Source organism: Rhizobium sp. BK098 (genome assembly GCF_014193155.1).
Taxonomy (GTDB): domain Bacteria; phylum Pseudomonadota; class Alphaproteobacteria; order Rhizobiales; family Rhizobiaceae; genus Rhizobium.
The window spans coordinates 90409-109107 of sequence record NZ_JACHYY010000014.1 but is presented as its reverse complement, the minus strand read 5'-3'; the positions used below and the strand labels follow the sequence as shown (position 1 = coordinate 109107).

Annotated in this window: 10 protein-coding genes and 1 pseudogene; 6 read left to right on the top strand and 5 right to left on the bottom strand. The window is 59.4% G+C overall.

What is annotated here, in order from left to right:
• Positions 1-51 precede the first annotated feature (51 nt).
• The 3 genes from FHT73_RS26425 (at position 52) to FHT73_RS26415 (ending at position 10410) form a co-directional block, all read left to right on the top strand.
• Positions 52-8838, top strand: coding sequence for a hemagglutinin repeat-containing protein (locus tag FHT73_RS26425; RefSeq protein WP_348648166.1), 8787 nt, complete (start codon positions 52-54; stop codon positions 8836-8838).
• Positions 8835-9635, top strand: a complete 801-nt coding sequence (locus tag FHT73_RS26420) for a hypothetical protein (RefSeq protein ID WP_112611330.1) — start codon at positions 8835-8837, stop codon at positions 9633-9635. The genes FHT73_RS26425 and FHT73_RS26420 overlap by 4 nt, the downstream gene beginning before the upstream one ends.
• 82 nt (positions 9636-9717) lie before the next feature.
• On the top strand, positions 9718-10410 hold the full coding sequence (locus FHT73_RS26415) for a hypothetical protein (RefSeq protein ID WP_112611332.1): 693 nt from the start codon (positions 9718-9720) through the stop codon (positions 10408-10410).
• Positions 10411-10793: 383 nt separating this feature from the next.
• Here FHT73_RS26415 and FHT73_RS26410 read toward each other — a convergent pair whose 3' ends face one another.
• The 3 genes from FHT73_RS26410 to FHT73_RS29375 form a co-directional block, all read right to left on the bottom strand.
• On the bottom strand, positions 10794-10994 hold the full coding sequence (locus tag FHT73_RS26410; RefSeq protein WP_112611334.1) for a hypothetical protein: 201 nt from the start codon (positions 10992-10994) through the stop codon (positions 10794-10796).
• A gap of 166 nt (positions 10995-11160) precedes the next feature.
• Entirely contained in the window at positions 11161-14448 is a 3288-nt protein-coding gene (gene traA, locus FHT73_RS26405) for a Ti-type conjugative transfer relaxase TraA (RefSeq protein ID WP_183715934.1), read from the bottom strand.
• 231 nt (positions 14449-14679) lie between these two features.
• A complete protein-coding gene (locus tag FHT73_RS29375; protein ID WP_162708116.1) occupies positions 14680-14853 on the bottom strand; it encodes a choline/carnitine O-acyltransferase in 174 nt (57 codons plus the stop codon).
• Here FHT73_RS29375 and FHT73_RS29620 point away from each other — a divergent pair.
• A pseudogene (locus FHT73_RS29620) lies at positions 14776-15011 on the top strand (mobilization protein). The gene FHT73_RS29375 and the pseudogene FHT73_RS29620 overlap by 78 nt on opposite strands.
• The gene (locus tag FHT73_RS26400) at positions 15008-16582 is read left to right on the top strand and encodes a type IV secretory system conjugative DNA transfer family protein (RefSeq protein ID WP_183715932.1); all 1575 of its coding nucleotides are present in this window, start codon (positions 15008-15010) and stop codon (positions 16580-16582) included. The pseudogene FHT73_RS29620 and the gene FHT73_RS26400 overlap by 4 nt, the downstream one beginning before the upstream one ends.
• 84 nt (positions 16583-16666) lie before the next feature.
• Here FHT73_RS26400 and FHT73_RS29615 read toward each other — a convergent pair whose 3' ends face one another.
• Together FHT73_RS29615 and FHT73_RS26395 are read right to left on the bottom strand one after the other, a co-directional pair.
• Positions 16667-16939: a hypothetical protein gene (locus FHT73_RS29615; protein ID WP_112611391.1), complete on the bottom strand. Its 273-nt coding sequence runs from the start codon at positions 16937-16939 to the stop codon at positions 16667-16669.
• Positions 16940-17071: 132 nt separating this feature from the next.
• Positions 17072-17308 (bottom strand): helix-turn-helix transcriptional regulator, encoded by a 237-nt coding sequence (locus FHT73_RS26395; RefSeq protein WP_210290502.1) that lies wholly within the window; start codon positions 17306-17308, stop codon positions 17072-17074.
• A gap of 140 nt (positions 17309-17448) precedes the next feature.
• Here FHT73_RS26395 and FHT73_RS26390 point away from each other — a divergent pair, with 140 nt between their 5' ends.
• Entirely contained in the window at positions 17449-18609 is a 1161-nt protein-coding gene (locus FHT73_RS26390; protein WP_246712237.1) for a hypothetical protein, read from the top strand.
• Positions 18610-18699 lie beyond the last annotated feature (90 nt).

Here is an 18699-nt window from a genome sequence, read left to right as displayed (position 1 = left end):
GCACGCGATGGCGTCACCATCACCTCGAAACAGAAGGTCACTGCCGCCAAGGTGACCTCGAGGCAGAAGGTCAAGGTTCAAGCCGATCAAGGCATTACCCTGCAGTCGATCGCCGCCGATAGCGATATCGTGCTTGCAAGCGGCGCCGGTCTGCTCAGCATTTCTGGTGATGTCAACAGCGGCACGACTGTGCAGATGAGTTCGGGCGGCGGCATTGCTGCAGGCAGCGTCACCGCTGGGAGTGGTGCTGCAACGCTTTCCGCGACCTCAGGCGATATCGCGATTGCAGGGGCGGCCAATAGCACCGGCGACCTTACTCTGACCGCTTCTGTTGGTTCGATCTCGGCCGCTTCGCTGTCAAGCAACCAGAGCATCACCTTGAATGCCGGCCTTGATATTGCAGTCGCCGGTAATGTCCTGGCGCAAGGCAATGTCAGCGCCACCGGCCGCTCGGTGTCCGCCGGTATGGTCGTCTCGGGCATCAATATCGCTGCCACCAGTGCCGATCCGAGTGGTAATGTGGTGCTCGGGACTGCAGGTAATCTTAGCCTGACGGCGACCGGCGGCAACATCACGACGGGCAACCTGTTGTCCGCCGGAGCGCTCAATACGACGGCGACCGTCAATATTACCGCAGGCAGCCTTCAGTCTACCACCGATCTGACGGTAACCGCGGCGTCGCTGACATCGAGCGATATCACGTCGCATGGGGCGCTCACGCTGAACGCAGCGACGAATGTGAGCGGTCAGATTCTCGGCGCAAACAACGTCCTGATCTCGGGCTCCGCAATCTCGGCTGGGACCATCGTCTCTGGCGTCGATTTTGCACAAACCGCTGCGAGCGGCGGCAATCTCGTGCTCGGCAGTGCCGGCGAGATGACACTGGCGGCCTCGGGCAACATGTCAGTCAATACGCTGCTTGCAGCCGGAACGATTTCCGCCACATCCGCCGCTCTCACTGTCGGGAACGTCACCGGTCATCAGGCCGTCACACTCACAGGCACTTCCAGCCTGACGGCGACCGGCCAGGTTCTCGGTGCTGGTAATGTTTCGCTTTCTGGCGGCACGATATCCGCCAATCAGATCGTCAGTGGTCTCGATTTCGCCGGAACCCAAGCCAATGGCGGCAATATTACGCTTGGCACGGGTGGTGATCTGACATTACAGGCCTCGGGCAGCCTGACGGCCACAGCCTTGCTCACGGCCGGCACGATCACGGCTACGGCGGCGGACCTCAGTCTTGGCAGTGTCACGGGCCACAAAGATATCGCTCTTACCGGCACTTCCAGCATGACCGCGACCGGCCAGATCCTCGGCGCGAACGACGTCACCCTCTCCGGCGGCACTGTCTCGACCGGCCAGATAGTGACTGGTGTGGATTTCGCGGCGATGGCGCGATCTTCGACCGCCGCAATCGTCATAGGCTCGGCTGGCGACCTGACGATCAACGCCACGAGCGCGACGACGGGTCCGCTTCTTGTCGCTGGCGATTTCACTGTGACGGGCGGCTCGTTCTCGGGTTCGACTGTCACCGGTCACGGCAATGTCACGATCAATGCCGCTACGAACTTGACAGGAACGCTGCTGGCGGGCGGCAATGTCGGTATCACTGGCGCTGACATTTCCGCAGGCACACTCGTCTCGGGCGTCGATTTTGCCGCCACCAGCCAGTCCGTGGACGGTAGCGTGGTGCTCGGCCCCACCGGCGCACTCACGCTCAATGCCACCGCTGGCAATCTCAATGCTTCCAACTTGCTGGCGGCAGGCGGGATCAACGCCACCGCAAGCGGCAGCATCGGCAATACCACCCCGGTCAACGTGGTTGCTCACCAGAGCCTGACGATGACGGCCGGTGGCACGATCGCCCTTGCGGGCCAATCCATGGCGGCAGGCAATGTCAGCCTGCAGGCCCAGTCGATATCAGCTGGAAGCCTGGTGTCTGGCGTCGACTTCGCGGCTACCCGTGCGTCCACTACCGGGGCTCTGATGCTTTCGCAGGGCAATGCCCAGTCCGGTACGATGACGCTCATCGCTACGAATGGCGATATCACGGCCAGCAATGCGCTATTGTCCGGCGGCAATTTCTCCGCCGCGGCAAGCAGCGATATTAGTTACGCATTGCTGCAGAGCCTTGCGAATGCCTCGCTGACCGCGCCGGGTACCATCACCTACACCAACAACACCAATGCCACCGGCAATCTGACGATCGATACCGGTACGATCGATTTCTCGGGAACGCGCGGCGCCAAGCTCGCCGTCGGCGGTGATCTTGCCGTCACGGCCACATCCGCAGACCTGACGGGAAGCAACCTCGTCCTTGGCGGGCTCACGCTCAATCTCAGCGGTCAGGCCGATCTGACCGATGCGCGGGTGAGTACGGTTACGTCTAGCGTTACCGGTACCGGTAACGCGGGAGCCGGCGGCTCCGGCGACATCGCCATCACCGCAGCCGGTCTGACCGCAAGCGACACCACGACCTTGCTCGCCGCCCATGACGTGACGCTCACCCTGCCGACGCTCACCAACAGCGGTCAGATCGCCGCCGGCAACGATTTGACCATCAGTACATCAGGCGATCTCACCAACAATGCGACCGGCCTCCTCTATGCCGGGAAGGACGCGTCTCTTCTGGTCGCGGGGACGCTGACCAACGATCAGGGCGCTATCCTTGCCGGCAACGATCTGACGATTGCAGGCAGCACGATAACTCAGCGCAACGGGGCGACCACCAACATTTCCGGCTTGATCCAGGCCGGTCGTGACATGTCGATCCTGACATCCAATCTCACCAACAAGCGGTCAACGACGCCGACATGGGTTACCGGTCAGTTGGTTTCCTCGGGCGATGTGGTTGGCACCTTCGTTCTCAATCCCGATGTTGCTGGCAAGCCCTTCGCCTATCTGGAAACCAGCGACCAGAACATTTTCCAGCTTTATCCCGGCATCGATCCGCCGGCATGGCAGGATTACCAGCCGCTGCTCTGGTCGCAGGCAACCCTTGCCGACGGTACGACATATCATGCCTGGACCTGGACTTCCGCCAATGGGCCGGTTCTGGTGGGACCGATCTTCGACTGGATCAAGGCGCGTGTGCCGAAGGACGCCAACGGCAATCCAGTCCTCGACCCCAATAACCCGTCGAAGTATTTCATTGTTGATGAGGTCGTCAGAAACGGCACTGACGCCAGCACGACCTACACATGGGACCCAACAGCCAATCTCAGCCAATCGGTTTATGAGGACCGGTTTACCGGCGCACTCAGCCCTGAGGCGGTCATTCGGGCCGGTGGCAACCTCGCCGTCGACGCGACCAACCTCACCAATTCCTACAGCAGGATCGAGGCCGGCGGTAACGCGACGCTCAGCGGGTCTACGCTCACCAACGAGGGCGTCGTCCTCAATCGCACCACGATGCTGACCTGCAATGCCCAGAGCGCCTGCACGGCCTACAATGCCGATGGTACGGCTGATCCCTCGCGCGATATCGCCAATGGCACCTCGATCGTGTCAGGTTCGCAGGTCGTCGGAGGTGCCGCCGGCACGCTCAAGGCGGCCGGTGCACTGAGCCTCAATTTTGGTACGGTCAACAACACGTCCCTCGGCTCGACGGGTGGCGGCGCGACTGTGAGTGCGCCTTCGACATCAAGCGACCCGCTGTCCGCCCTGGACGGCATGACCGCGGGTGGCGCTCTCTTTACGGTCAACAGCGCACTCTCGAATGTGGCTGGCAACAGCGCACCGACCGCGGGCGGCGGCCTTACCGCGGCGCTTGGAAACCTGACCCAGATCTCCGCGGCGAACGTCGCGCAGCTGGCAGCGCTGGCGAAGCCCCAATCCGGCGGTGTTGGCGGTACAGTTCCGGGGCAGGCGTTCATTTTCGAGACGCGCGCGGCTTTCCTCGACGTTTCGAAGTTCTATGGCTCGGCCTACTTCATCAATCGCGCCGGCTACAATCCGGAGACAGGCATTCCGTTCCTCGGCGACGCCTATTTCGACAATCAGCTGATCGACACGCAGCTGCGGCAGCTCGTCGGCGATGGGCTCGGAAACGGCTCCTTCATCCCCGGCAACAACGCCATCGACCAGATGAAGTCACTGCTCGACAATGGTGCAGCTTACGCTGAAGCCAACGGTCTGGCTTTCGGTCAGGGCCTCACGCCTGAGCAGGCTGCCAATCTGAAGCAGTCGATCGTCCTCTATCAGGCCCGGACCGTCAACGGCGTCCAGGTGCTGGCCCCCGTGGTCTATCTGTCGGCTGCCGACCGTGCCAAGGCGGGAACATCGGCCGGTGCCATGATCGCCGGCAACACGGTCGATCTCAATGTCGGAAACCTGAACAATTCCGGTGCGGTTGCAGCTGCCGGCGGGCTCAACATTGCCGCCAGCACGATCAAGTCGACCGGCACCTTCTATGCCGGTGGCAACCTGAACCTGACGGCTTCGAACGGCATTACGCTTGCCGCCCAGACCATGACCATCGGCGGCCAGAATGTCGTCAGTCCGAATGCGAGCGTCTCGGCCGGCGGCAATGTTCAGCTGGCCGCCAACAACAGCGATCTCAATCTCCAGGGCGCCAGCGTCAAGGCCGGCGGCAACGCGCAGCTATCCGGCAACAATGTCAATCTCGCCGCAGTCAAGGTTGACAATAGCGGTCAGCAAAATGCGACGGGCGCCCGCGTCGATGCGGGCGGAAGCCTGAACATCACCGGCGCCAACGACGTCAACGTCATCGGTTCTTCTGCTAAATCAGGCGGCGATCTCAGCGTCAAAGCCACGAATGGCGCGGTCAACGTCGTCTCGACCGATCTCACCCGCAAGACGGACGATGGCTACACCAGGACATCAGGCACCGATCAGCAGGCCTCGCAGCTCTCGGCCGGCGGCAATCTACAGGTCAATGCCAATACCGGTGTTCTGATCTCTGGTTCCGACCTGACAGCCAAGGGTGACGTTGGCTTGACGTCCAACGGCGACATCAATGTCACCACCTCGCAGAACCAGTCGAACTCGACGTTCGGCAAGAACTCCTCGTCCGAGCTGACGCACAACGGCTCTACCATCACCGCCGGTGGCGATCTGGTCGCGAAGTCCAACAGCGACATCAATGTCATCGGCTCGACGATGGCGGCGGACGGCATGCTCGGCCTACAGGCGAAAAACAACGTCACCATCGCTGAGGCGACCGATGCCTATACGCTCGATGTCAAAAGTTCGAGCAAGAGGAGCGGCTTCCTGGGATCGACGAAGGAGAACGCTTCCGGTCATCTGGAAAATACCACATCGGCTGGCTCCACACTCTCCGGTAAGGGCGGCACCACCCTCATCTCCGGCGGCAATACCACTGTCTCGGCCTCTAAGGTGACGGCGGGAGACGCCACGCATACATCCGATCTCAATATCCAGACCGGTGGCAATCTCATTGTCACCGCCGGCAAGGACACTGAGACCGAACACGACAGCGCCAAGCGCAAGGGTTTCCTGCGCAGTGGCAGCTCCAGCTATGACGGCTACAACGAAACCACTGTGGGATCGCAGCTTTCAGCCTCCGGCGACGTCAACCTGGACGCCGGCAAGGCGGCGGCCATTGTCGGCTCGAAGGTCAATGCCGATGGCTCGCTGAATATCTCAGGTGAGAGCGTCAGCATTCTTGGCGCGCAGGAGAACCATCAGTCCGACAGCCAGCGCAAGGATTCAGGCCTCTTCGTCGGCTCCGGTGGTGGCTTCATCTCGCTCTACGGCAAGAACGAGAAACAGGGCCAGCAATCCTCCACGGACAATGTGAGCTCGACGCTTTCGGCCGGTCAGGATGTCAACCTGACGGCGAGGGGCGGCGCGACGATCGCAGGCGATCGCGCTGGTGATCTCAACATCATGGGATCGTCGGTCAGCGCCGATCGCGACATCAACCTCTCCGCCACCCGTGACGTCAATGTCACGCCCGGCGCCGAGAGCTCGTCACAGTCCGAACAGCAGAAGAAGTCCGGCTTCGGCTTGGCCCTCTCGGCCGGCGGCGGCGGTTTCTCGATCGGGATCGGCGCGCAGTCCACGAAGGACAGCAAGGCGCAGCAGTCCGACACCAATGCCATGTCGACGCTCTCGGCTGGCCGCGACCTCAACATCTCGGCTGGTCATGACGTCAACCTGCAGGCGACCAGCGCCTCGGCCGAGCGTGATGTGAGCGTCTTTGCCGGCAGTAACATCAATCTGCTGTCGGCCAACGACGTCACCAATTACCAGGAGGCACACGAAAAGAGCTTCGCCGGCGTGACGCTGACGGTCTCCAGCCAGGTCGGGAAGGCGGCCCAAAGCATCATGAACTCGGCCGAGCGTCTGTCGGACAGCGGCGACGTCAATGCGGTGACCAATACAGCCATTGCTGGCCTCGGCTTCTATCAGGCCTACAAGGACCTGCAGGGCGTCTATGATCAGTATCAGAAGTCCGGTGATATCGGCGTCAACGTCTCATTGACGGTCGGCGCCAACCATCAGGAAAACAGCTGGTCCTCCTCATCCTCGACGCCCGTCGTCACCGATATCCGCGCTGGCCGCTCGATCTCGATGGAGGCAGAGAACGGCTCCATCACCAGCGATGGCGCGCAGATCCTGGCGGGTTATGACAAGAACGGCATACCCACGACCTCCGGCGATCCGCTGGTCGGTGATATCTTCCTGTCGGCCAGGAACGGCGACATCAACCTGAATGCTGCGACAGGCACGTCGGATTCGACCAGCGCCAACTCCTCCTGGAGCGTTGGCGTCGGAGTCGGCGCGACGTTCGGCGGTGGTGGAAACGGTGATCTTGGTCTGGTTGCCAATGTCGGCTATGGCAAGGGCAGTGGCGACACGGAAAACCTTAGCCACACCAATACCCACATCAATGGCACCGGTGACATCACCATCGTCACCAACGACCTGTCGCTGCGCGGGGCGACGGTGACAGGCAACTCCGTCACCGCCAACGTGAAGAACCTGACGATCGAAAGCCAGTTGGATACGGCCAAAGCCAAGGCTGATCAGCTCAATCTTTCAGCACAGACAGGCTTTGGCTCGACCAATGCTTCCGGTGTCACCCAAAAGGCCAAGGGCGATGCGGCGCTAGTCTCCGAGCAATCAGGTATTCATGCTGGAACGGGCGGCCTGTCTATCGATGTGAGTGGCCAGACTTCACTGGTCGGCGGGTTGATCACTAGTGAAGCTGGTGAAGGTCGCAACAGCTTTTCGACCGGCACACTGACGGTCACCGACATAGATACGCATTCCACCTGGAAGGCCGATACTTACGGGCTTTCGATTGGCACCAGCGGCATCATGCCGACCCCGCCAGTGAAAGCGAGCGAAAACAAAACCGGTCAGGCGCTTTCGGCGATTGGCGGCAATATTCCGATCATCATCACCGATCCGGCGCATCAGACGCAGGATGTTGATGCGATCCGCCGCGATACCAACAACACCAATACTTCGCTGCCCGGTCTGCCCGATCTCGAGCATATCCTGCGCGATCAATACAAGACCCAGGCGGATCTACAGGCGGCGCAGGCAACTATGGCAGGACTGGCCGGAGACATCGCCAGCCAGTTCTACAGGCAAGCCGCTGAGAATAAAGACCAGGCTGGCATGGAGTATTGGAAGGAGGGTGGCGCGGGTCGTGCGCTATTGCACGCCATAGGCGGTGGCATCCTCGGAGGGGTTAATGGATGGGAGGGAGCGCTTAAGGGCGCCCTAGGCGGTACCGCAAGCACGATAATGGCGCCGGCCATTGCCGACCTTATCAAGGGTATGCTGAAGGATAGCTCCTTGTCGGACGCCGACAAGGAGACGCTTGCCACGTTTGTCGGCTCAAGCCTGAGTGCTGCGGTTGGTAGTGCCGTCGGTGCCGGTGAAGGTGGATCCTATGGAGCCGCAAACTATCAGAACAACTATCTCAATCATGCCGACAATGACGCTCTTGCCGCCGCAAAAGCCGCATGCGATGGCGGAAATGGGGATCCGAAGGCTTGCGGCGAGCAAACTCGACTTGAGCAGAAAGACAGCCAACAACAGGAAGCCTACGTCGGGTGCCGGGCCAATGGTTACAGCGGTTCTGGTTGCCTTACAGTTCTAAGCGATGTCGTGGCGTCGCTCTCCAGCTATGCCGGCACGATATCCTATTGGGCGTCAGAAAAAGACCAACAGGCCGCCAAGCAGCTTCTCGAAGGGTCCGGCGGAGCTGACCAAATCCTCAAAATTCTCGCGCCAAACGGTGTCGAAAACCTGACTGCCGAGCAGAAACGTGACCTCCCAGCAATTTATGGCCTCTTAGTCACGGATCCGGCAGGCTTTTTCGGCATTCCGTCGATGATTCAGCAGGCAAGTAATGGCGATCCTGCGGCCATGGCGCAGATCGTCGCATTGGCCACCAAGCTCAAGATTTTCGGCACGTCGACGCTTGGTGAGATTGCCAAAACAAGCGAGGCAGCCTCAAAGTCGAATGTCTGGTCACTTAACCCAATCGATAGAGGTAACTCGATTGAGACATCCCTGGCGCAAACCGACTACAGCAGTGCGAATGGCTGGTTCCGCATCGGTGCGGAAAGAAACGGCTATTTCCCATTAATTGATTTTCAGAACGGGAATACAGTCGTCAGTGTGAAAACCGTCGACACCACAGGTTCGACCTGGATGTCGCGAATACAAAATACAATTGACGAGCTCCGAAGGAGCGACATAACCGTTGATGGAAGTCCGGCAACCAAGATTCTTGACATTCGAGTTCAGCCGGGTGGAATTGATGCAGCACAAGCATTGGTAGACTACGGCAGAAATCAAGGCATAACGGTGCTGGTGAAGGAGTTTCGATGATGGCGCGCGACAGATCAGAAAAACTAAGGCTTGTTTTTACCTTAAAACCGCGCAGTGGAAACACGGTCACCATCACCGAGAAGCCCAAAATCGAAGTGCAGCGGCGATACGGCGAACTCTCTGCTCTCGAAGCTCTAGAGGCCATTCTCTCAGTGCTGCGTACGCTGCAACTGGATGACAAGCTTCACGCTAACGGCAGGCCTATAAAGCTAAACAACCTTTTAGCATCAGCTAAAAATACTGACCATCTAGGTCAATTTGAGACAACCACACTCGTCTTTAACTATGGTGCCGTGGCGAACGCTGAACTTTGTCAGGTGATAATCGCGGAGAAGATTGCAGGCGCCGCTATCGATTGGGAGAAATGGGCGGCACCGTTCATCGTCTCTCCCCATTTTGTGCAGGCATGGATTGCCGATGTAGAATACGACAAGTGGCAAAACACTGAAGATCCCTTAATCTACAAGGCCGCCAATCGGGATTACTCATCTCTACCTATGCGTTCGAATGGGTTGCCGCCGCCAGTGGAGCAGATGGTGATTGATATTTCCCAGAATCCTGGTCGCTGGGAATTTCGTTCCGGGTATATAGAGGCAGTCGGTTCCATCATGTGGCTCAGCGATCTGTTCTGGCGGTATGTCGGTTCAAACCGCAAAGAGTGGCTAGCCGAATTTTCACAGGCGAAGACGGAGCAATTGACGGAGAACGTGCTCCGCGTAGAGGTCTCCGAGACCAGTTTTAAAGACCAATCTACCCGTGATCTGCAGGATCGTTTGCGCAACGTTCTTTACGGCTGAGGTTGCGTAGAGAAATGCCGGCGCTGTCGATGGCAATGGCGATCTGGAGTCAGATGTAAGAACCGTTTCCGGAGAATTTAAATTGAACGCAAAACTTTTTGCCACAATCGCGCTCGGCTTAGTGACGAGTCTCCTGGCAGGATGCGCCGGAGGGCATGATCCGGCTAAGGCGGCCGCTGAACACAGCGCGGCTGTCGCACAGATCGCATCGAAGAAAAGCCAGAAAGGTGCCTTGCTGCTCGTCCGGATCGTGGATGGGAACCTGATGGGTGATCAATATTGCTCAGGGCATATTCGCCTGCGCCGGATGGACAACGGCAAACCTGATAAAAATACGCCGTTTGAAGATATCTATTCCGCCGATCGGTGGCTGCTGCCCAATGAAAAGAAGCCGAAGGATATGCAGGCGACTTTCCTTTATCGCGTGGCGAACGCCAGCTCCTATGCCCAGTCTTTCAGGCCTATCGCACCCGGCCGCTATGCCATCACCTATGCGGATTGCCAGTACGGCATCAGCCAGTTTAGCAACGGCGTCAAGATCGAGGCCGGTGGTGACCATAATTTTCTGTTCAGTTACGTTAGCCCGCTGGGCGGCGCCAGCACGATTACAATTGGTGCCGGGCAAATTGTCGATGCCGGCTACATCCGCCTAGTGGGACGACGTAGCAATCCTATCGTTGTAGCATCTGAGGCCTCGGCGGCAGAGCGAGAGGTGATGAAGGAAGTTCTTCCTGAAGCGTACACCTCGATAACTTTTACCCAATTTACCCCTTAATGGGACGTTGCGCGGCCGCGCTTGATTATGCCTTTTGTGCTGCCTCGCAAAGGACCGATCGAAGTTCAACGCTCCACAAGTTCCAGCTACCATTACATCTCTCGCCGTCCCGATCAGGCCAACCCCGGAGTGAATGGCCTCGCTCGATTGCAGCCACTTCATGAGCGACGTTCGTTCCGCGAACGATCAGCACAGGTTCCACTACGTTGAGCGGAATGATGGTCAGATCGGTCGGATCATGTGCCCAGTTGTCAAACGCAGGCGACGCGCCCTTTCCATGGTGGAACGCCGCAGCAGATATCGGTGGTTTCCATTATTCGCATCGGATCCTCATGTCGGCGCCGGGATTGGCGCTCGTAGAGTTTCGTTGCTGCCGCAGCCAATCACGGGAGCGGCCGCTTGCGTCGCGCCAGCACGATCACCGCAACGCCGACAATGGCGACCAGGGCTCCCCGATAAATCCAGGGCGACTGGTCGATCATGAAGCTCTCGGCCGGATAGGGAAAATACCCACTGCCCTGCCCCATCCAGACGAGACCGATCAGAATAAGCAGTCCCCCTAAAACATATGCAAACTTCACCATGGCGATCTCCTTGTTCCAGATTGGCGGGCAGAAAAGTAGCGACAATTTCAACGAATGCGACGGTTGGGGCTCCGCCTGCAGCAGACCCCCTCGCCCGAAAAAGGGTCGGGATAGCCGAAGCCAAATGGCCTGGTGCCTTAACCCGGGACATCCACTTGCAAGCGAACTACATCCCCAATCCCAGCCCTTTGTTCAGGGTCCGCTTTAACTCGTATTGACGCGACAGCTCTGCCTTCTGTGCCCGATCGGTAATACGAGCGACAGCCTCGATGCGATGGAGCTTATCGGCAACCTCTGGTCCAAGCCGCAGGTTCCCTTTCTTCAACTCGCGCGGATCGGAACTGCCGAACCGTTGCTCAAGCGCCTGGACGATCGTCTTCGCCTCATGGAGGGCCTGTCGTCCTTCCGGCGTGCCGGACAGTTGCTCAAGGAACTTCGGCTTGTCGGCCTGAGAGAGGGCATCGAACTGCTTCAGCAGCTCCTCGCTGCGGCTAGTCAGTCCGGGCACCTCGACCACATCGCGCTTCTCGCGGTGCCAGGTTTCGGATTGACGCTCCGCCTCCAGCCGGCGCTCCCAGCTGAGACCTGCGGCCGCGACATGATTGCTCAGCGCGGTGGAGTAGTGCCTTGCAGCCTTGCGCTGCCTGTTCTCGCCCAACAGGCCCACTTTTCCACACAGCTCACCGAACTGCTCCGGATGCTCGGCGACAGTTTTGGCGAGCGCCTCGCGGCCAATCCCTTGGTCCACGATCGCCGCGCTGATCCTCTCCGCGGCGCCGACGGGATCCGTGTAGACATGGCGGCCAACGGAACGCACCGTGTCCATGGCATCCTGCAGATGCGGCTGTGCCCTCTCCCGGGCTATGTCCTCGACACTGCGGGAATATCCCGTGATCGCGGGCACCAGTGGCGCCACCCTCTCGAGCTGCTTCTCCCCTACCCGCCCGACCTGCTCCGGTGCTGCCGACATCTGAGCCTGGGCCTGCGTCGGTGACGCAAGATCGATGGCAATCTCGCTGCGAACGCCAAACTCTTCGGCAATCCCCCGCCGCTCGGCAAAGGCGCCGATATAATCGAGCGTCGTTTCCTTCGCGCCAGAGCGGCTCAAGCTCGTGCTGAGCACCTTCATATCCTTGAGCTCGTCCGAAGCCGCATAAAGCTTCACGCTGTCGCGGTGACGCGTCATGGCCACATACGTCAGATGCCGGTCCATGCTGGCGGACGCCATGACGAACGCTCGGTCGACGGTCGCCCCTTGAGACTTATGGATCGTCGTTGCGTAGCCATGATCAAAGGCTTGGTAACTATTGACTGGTATCGAGATGGTCCGGGCGCCGTTCCGCCCGTCGCCTGAGCCGTCGAGACGTATTTGTAGTGCGTCCGCCTCGACGGCCTCAACCGTTCCCAACATGCCATTCTTCACACCGAGATCGCGGTTGTTCTCCAACAGAAGGATACGATCGCCGGGTGCAAAGGCGCGCTTGCCGTCATTGGTCTGATAGACCAGTTCGCGGCCCAGCGTTTCTGCGTCCCGGTTGACCTTGGCCGCGCCCTCACCTGCGCCAGACGCCAACAGCCCACGCTCCTGAAGCGCGGCACGAATATCCGCATTGATCGCCCGAACGTCGGCGCGGCGATGCGCCAGTGCGATGCGGGAACCCGATGGATGCTGCTCAAGATCCGCCAGGTAGTCGCGCACCAACGAGGCCCGTGTCTCGTCCCTGTCAGCACCGAACTGAACCCCACCCCGATCGGCATGGGCGGTCAGTCCCTCGACCGTTCGATGGGTGGCAAAGGCGATCGACGCATGGCGCTGCCAATCCTCCTTCTGTCGGCGGATTTCCGAGAGCTCGACCGCACCCACCTGCTCGGCGATCGCCCTGAAGGGTGAGCCGGCGCCGATCGCCTGCAACTGCTCGTGATCGCCGACGAGCACCAGCTTTGCTCCCCTCGCCTCCACTTCAGCGACGAACCGTGCCAGTTGTCGGCTGCCAACCATGCCGGCTTCATCGATGACCAGGATGTCGCCCTTTCCAAGCTCGCCCTTCCCTGCCTGCCAGCCATATTCCCACGAGGCCAATGTGCGCGAGGCGATGCCAGAGGACTCTTCCAATCCCTCCGCCGCCTTGCCGGCGAGTGCGGCCCCGTGAACGCGGTAGCCCTGGCGCTCCCAGGCATCGCGCGCGGCCGCCAGCATCGTCGACTTTCCCGCTCCCGCAAACCCGATCACAACAGCGATCTGCTGCGCTCCGGTGACGTGCTGAATGGCCAGGCGCTGCTCCTCGCTCAAGCCGGACCGCTCGATCGCTCGCTCTCGATCGACAAGCGGCATCACGTCGCGTTCAACTTTTCCGGAGAGGGAGGACGCGGTCCTTGCCCGGATGGCGCTGTCCTGTAGGATTATAGCCTGATCGACATGATGTCGATCAACACCATGGCCGAGAGCGCTCGCCATTTTCGATGCCCTCTCGGCCATGGCATGTTCGATCTCGACCATCTCCCGCGTCGAGTAACGCGCCAGCTCACCGTCCCGCTCGGGCTGCAGTTCGACCAATGCCGACGACGCCATGACGGAAGCAAAGGCATTCGGGAAACCTTTGATATCGTCGATATAGCGATGCAGCGCCCGCGCCACGTCGTGTCGATCGAACACACTCTTCTCAGCCGTAATGATCGCCAGAACCTGCTCAGGCTTCTCCCGGATCAGTTCGGCATTGCGCCGGGCCGCCTTCTCATCGAGCCGCGTCCGTGACACCTCCAGCCCACGCCGATCCATCTGCGAGGCATGCACACCCATATGCTCGGTCGGCTCGATTTCCAGCCCACGTTCCTGATGCGATCGATGATCGATCCGCACATCAAGTCCGGCCCGCACCAGATGACGATTGGCGTGGCTATCCCAAGCCTGACGGATATCGCGAAGCTGCATATGAGAGGTTGGCTGATCATGGTTCAACAGCCACTTGTTCTTGCGCTCGATCAGCGTCTTCTCGCCAAGCCCAGTCTCCCGCACCATCCGCGTCGTCATCAACAGATGGGCATGAACGTTGCGAACGTCCTCCTCCCCTTGCGGCTGGTGAATGGCAAAGTCGACCGCGGCACCATAGCGGTTTGCCAAGTCGCGCGCGAAGTCCCTCGTCAGCGAAAGGCGTTGCTCCGAATTGAGCTCATGCGGAAGCGCTAGTTCGAACTCCCGCGCCACCCGCGCATCCTTGCGCACCTCGGCGCGTTCGACCGCATTCCAAAGGTCGGATCGATCGCGTGCCCAATCGGCCACGACACCTTCCGGTAGCACGATCTCCGCGTGTTCGACACCTTGCTTGCGGGTGAAGTCGTGCACCAGGCCATCGCGCTCATTGGTGAGTTTGACGGCCGCACGATAAGCAGCGGATGCAACCGCGCTGCGGCCGCCGCTACGGGCTATCGTCTTCATGCTGAAGTGATAGATCGCCAAATGAGAGTTTTGCGAATTGAAACGGCCAATCGAACATAACAAGCCTTGAGTTGCGCTGCAACTCGTAAGTGCACCCTTAGAAACTACACTCGCTTCGCTCCCTCCGTCGGGATTTAGGCAAGACGCACCAACATCAGTATATATTCAGGGTTGTTGCAGACGCAACGCTGTGTAGTCTCGTGAGCATGCCGGAAAACAATACATCACCGCAACGGCAATCCTTGTTCATCTTCAGAACGGTTCAGTAGACAGCCGGCAGGAAAGGATAACATGGCGCGCAAAACCCTGGAACAACGCATTGCCGAACTGGAGGTTAGCAAGAAGGCGCTGCAGGCGCGTCTTGGAAAACGAGAGCGCGCGGAAGACACGCGGCGAAAGGTGCTGCTTGGGGCGCTCGTGCTGCATCGGCTGGAGAATTCCAACGATGCAGACTTCACCCGACGACTGGGCGACTGGTTGCGGAGCGAGCTACCCGGCTTCCTCACCGCGATGGTGACAAAGCTCTGTTCGACGACATCCTCAAGCCGGGCTCCTCGTCTGAACCGATCGGCGGCGGGAAATGACGTTTGCCCGATTGGTGAAACTGACTGTCAAGGCGCCGGTCATGGCCGTCGGATGTGCGATCATCGGCACTCTTCTTGCCGGACTGCTCGTGCTTGCCAACGGTCTCATCCATCTGGTTGCTGGGATTGAGCATGGGGCTGTCAGCCAACTCTTCGTTGCCGTCGTCAAATATCTGCCGCTTCTATTTGGTGTCGGAGGTTTCCTCTCGGCCTTCATGACGGATGCTCCGATCGCTGCCGTGTTCGGCTCTGCCCGTTGGGCAACGACGAAAGAATTGCGGACGCTCTCGGCCATCGATAACGGCCTGCTGATCGGCCGGGATCCGGTGACGAACAAGCTGCTGCGCTATGACGGACCCGCGCATCTGCTGACAATGGCGCCGACACGAACCGGCAAGGGCGTTGGCACCATCATTCCCAATTTGCTGACCGCCGAACGCTCGGTGATCTGCATCGATCCGAAGGGTGAGAATGCCAAGGTCACCGGACGCACTCGGGCGCGGTTCGGGCTGATCCATATCCTCGATCCGTTCGCCGTGACGGGACAACGATCGGCCGCCTTCAATCCCCTCGATACGCTCGATCCGAATGGCCTCGACGTCGCCGAAGACGCAAGCACGCTTGCCGACGCGCTCGTCTTCGATGAACCCGGCATGGCCGGGGAAGCGCATTGGAACGAGGAGGCCAAGGCGCTCATCGCCGGGCTGATCCTCGCGATTGCCGTTGGGGAATCTCCGGAGCGCCGACACCTCGCAACGCTGCGAGAATATCTGACGTTTCCACCGGAACGGTTCGCCACGCTGCTCGCCGTCATGCGGGAGATGGAAGAGGTGAACGGTCTGATTGCCCGCGCCGCCAATCGACATCTCGGAAAGTCCGATCGGGAGGCGGCCGGCGTTCTCTCTGCCGCCCAACGTCACACCCATTTCCTAGACAGTCCGCGCATGACCGCCGTGCTCGGCCGATCGGATTTCCGCTTTGCTGACCTTAAGCGCAACAACGCAACGGTGTTCCTGGTACTGCCACCGGATCGGCTTTCCACCTATTCGCGATGGCTGCGGTTGCTGGTCACCCAAAGCCTCACCGACATGGCGCGTGATCCCGCCTCCCCTACCCGGCCCGTGCTCTACCTGCTCGACGAATTCGCCGCCCTTGGCCATCTCGCTCCCGTTGAACGCGCCATGGGTCTGATGGCCGGTTATGGCGTTCAGCTCTGGCCAATCCTCCAGGACATCCATCAGCTGCGCGCCACCTATGGAAAGCGCGCCGGCACCTTCCTGTCGAATGCCGCTGTCCTTCAGGTGTTTGGGGTCAATGATATCGAAACCGCTGAGCTCATCACTCGTTCGATCGGCAAAACAGACGCGCAGTACATCACCCGATCGTGGAGCGAGGGTAAGAACTCCACATCGGAACACATCTCGGCACGTGATCTCATCAACGCCGACGAGATCCTGCGCCTGCCAGACGACAAGATGGTTGTGCTGAGACAAGGGCAGCGGCCGGCATGGGTTAAGAAGTTGCGCTACTATGCCGATGTGGAATTCGAAGGGAGGTTCGATCCGGCGTGAACGGCCTCCCGCGGGTCGGCGCCCCTTCACGGGCAGGTTCGCAGGACCTCCCACAAGCCATCCTCACGATGCAAATCGCTCTTCCTAAGCTTCGCGGTGCGCCGCAACCGACCTCATGGGGAACATGTCTTCCCCATAATGGTGAAGGCGTGTGTGATGGCGCCGGCAGAGCCAACGAACTTGCAACGGGTTGTCGTACTGGTCGTGGTGGGCGTCGACTGCTTCAATGCCGCAGACCTCGCAGACACCTTTTTCCAGTTGCCCGGTCTTCAAGGCTCTCTGGACCGCCAGATGCGCGTCGTACTTTGCTGGGTTTGCCCGACGCCAATCCGCCTGTCGTGTCTCGCTCTCGATCATGATGTTGGCCCAGTCATGTTGTTTCGAGTATGTATTGTCGAAGGCAATGCCCGTAATGGTTTGTGCGCCAAGCACTTACGGTAGTCGGCGACTAATCTTCGAGAGATATCCAGTGCCAAAGCCGCCTCCTGATTATAATTGTGATTTTGGCCTAGAGAATCGAACGCCGACGCCACCCCCGTTTTCGGGGATAAATTCGATACCTGCCTTCTCGAAGGCAACTTGGATAGCTTCAACGGTTGAAGCCCGAAGCTGTTCACCTCGTTCTAACCTGGCGATCGTATCGGGAGATACGTGCGCGAATTTGGCCAAATCGCGAGTTCCCCATCCCAGCGCCGCGCGCGCCATTTTGCACTGAATCGGAATCATTTCGTAACACCGATACGATTTTGTATTGAAGTCTGCTGCATTGGCGGATATCGTATCCATGTTACGATTTCATCGTTCCACCGCTCCTGGTTAGCCCACCACGAGCGGCACGACCAAAATCCATAAGTGAGGCTCGGATCATGGCTGATTCTGAGAATAGCAGAACTTTGCCTGCAATTACGCCTAGAAAAAAGCACTCAGTGAGCGGCGCCACCGAAATCTTACCGCGCGTGATCGACCGCCGGAACCTGCTTCCCGTCGCCGCGCGCCTGCTGAGCGCACTGATCGCGGAATCCCGGCAACCCAGGCAGAGTGGTCCGACGCCCGTCAGAGAAATGTGGCCTCGCTGGTACGAGTACCACCAGCAGCACGTGAGGGCCATCCGTCTTAGGGAAAAGCTGAAGGCGGAACTGCTCAAAGCGGCCGGCGGCCTTCCTGTGGTTATGCTTCCGAACGTCGGAAAGGATGGCGTCGTCGAGGTTCGCTCTTTTGCCGACATCAATCGAATGGCCTCTCAGTTCGATACCGAACACCTGTCTCAAGCGCGAGCGGAGCTTCGTCGGCGCCGGAAACGATGGAAAGAAGCGGATCGGCGCCTGGGATACAGTGCGATCCTTGCCCGAGAACAAGAACTCGCGGAACGGGCTGGGATATCCGGACGTGTCATGTGGATCACACGACCCTCCTCGCTGATCGAAGTCACGGCGAAGCTCCATTGCCTGATCGTCATGCACGATCCCGGCTTGAAGCTTGAAGAAGCACCTTGGCCCGAACTACGGACAATGCTGAAGGATCTCCTTCTCCTTATGGAAAAGGGCTGGCCGGAACCAGGCAATGGACCTGCATATACCGGCAAGGCAGCGGATGTACGAGGCATTCTAAATTTGGCAGCCCGATACCGAGACGCCGCCAACACGCTTGGCGAGGGTTTGTCGAAGCCCAATCACCTTCCGCGACGTCTTCTGGCTCTCCATTCGATTAAGCTGTATCTGGATGCTCTTCTGCTTGCTAACGGCCTTAATCGCCAGACAATCTGCAGCTTTGAGGGCAATTTAAACGAGCGAACTCGCGTCGCAATGGATCTCGGCCTGGTTCTACGCAAGCGTACAGCGGCACATTTGGCAACTCTCTCATCAAGCAGAGAGTATCTCGCCGTCAGTTATGGATCGGAGACGACGGCTACGCTCTCGCAGATGAATCGAGTCATGGCAACTCTGGATGAAGTCTCGCTAAAAGTACGAAAGATGTTGAGAGGGTTGCACGGTAGAAGAGACGATCATTCCCGTCATAACGCAAGCTAGTTGGTGATTTCGGGCAACAGTGAGGGTGCTCATCATTTGAAGCTCTGAAAAACGTCATTCCTTTCACGACGGTGTCACCGACGCAGCCTA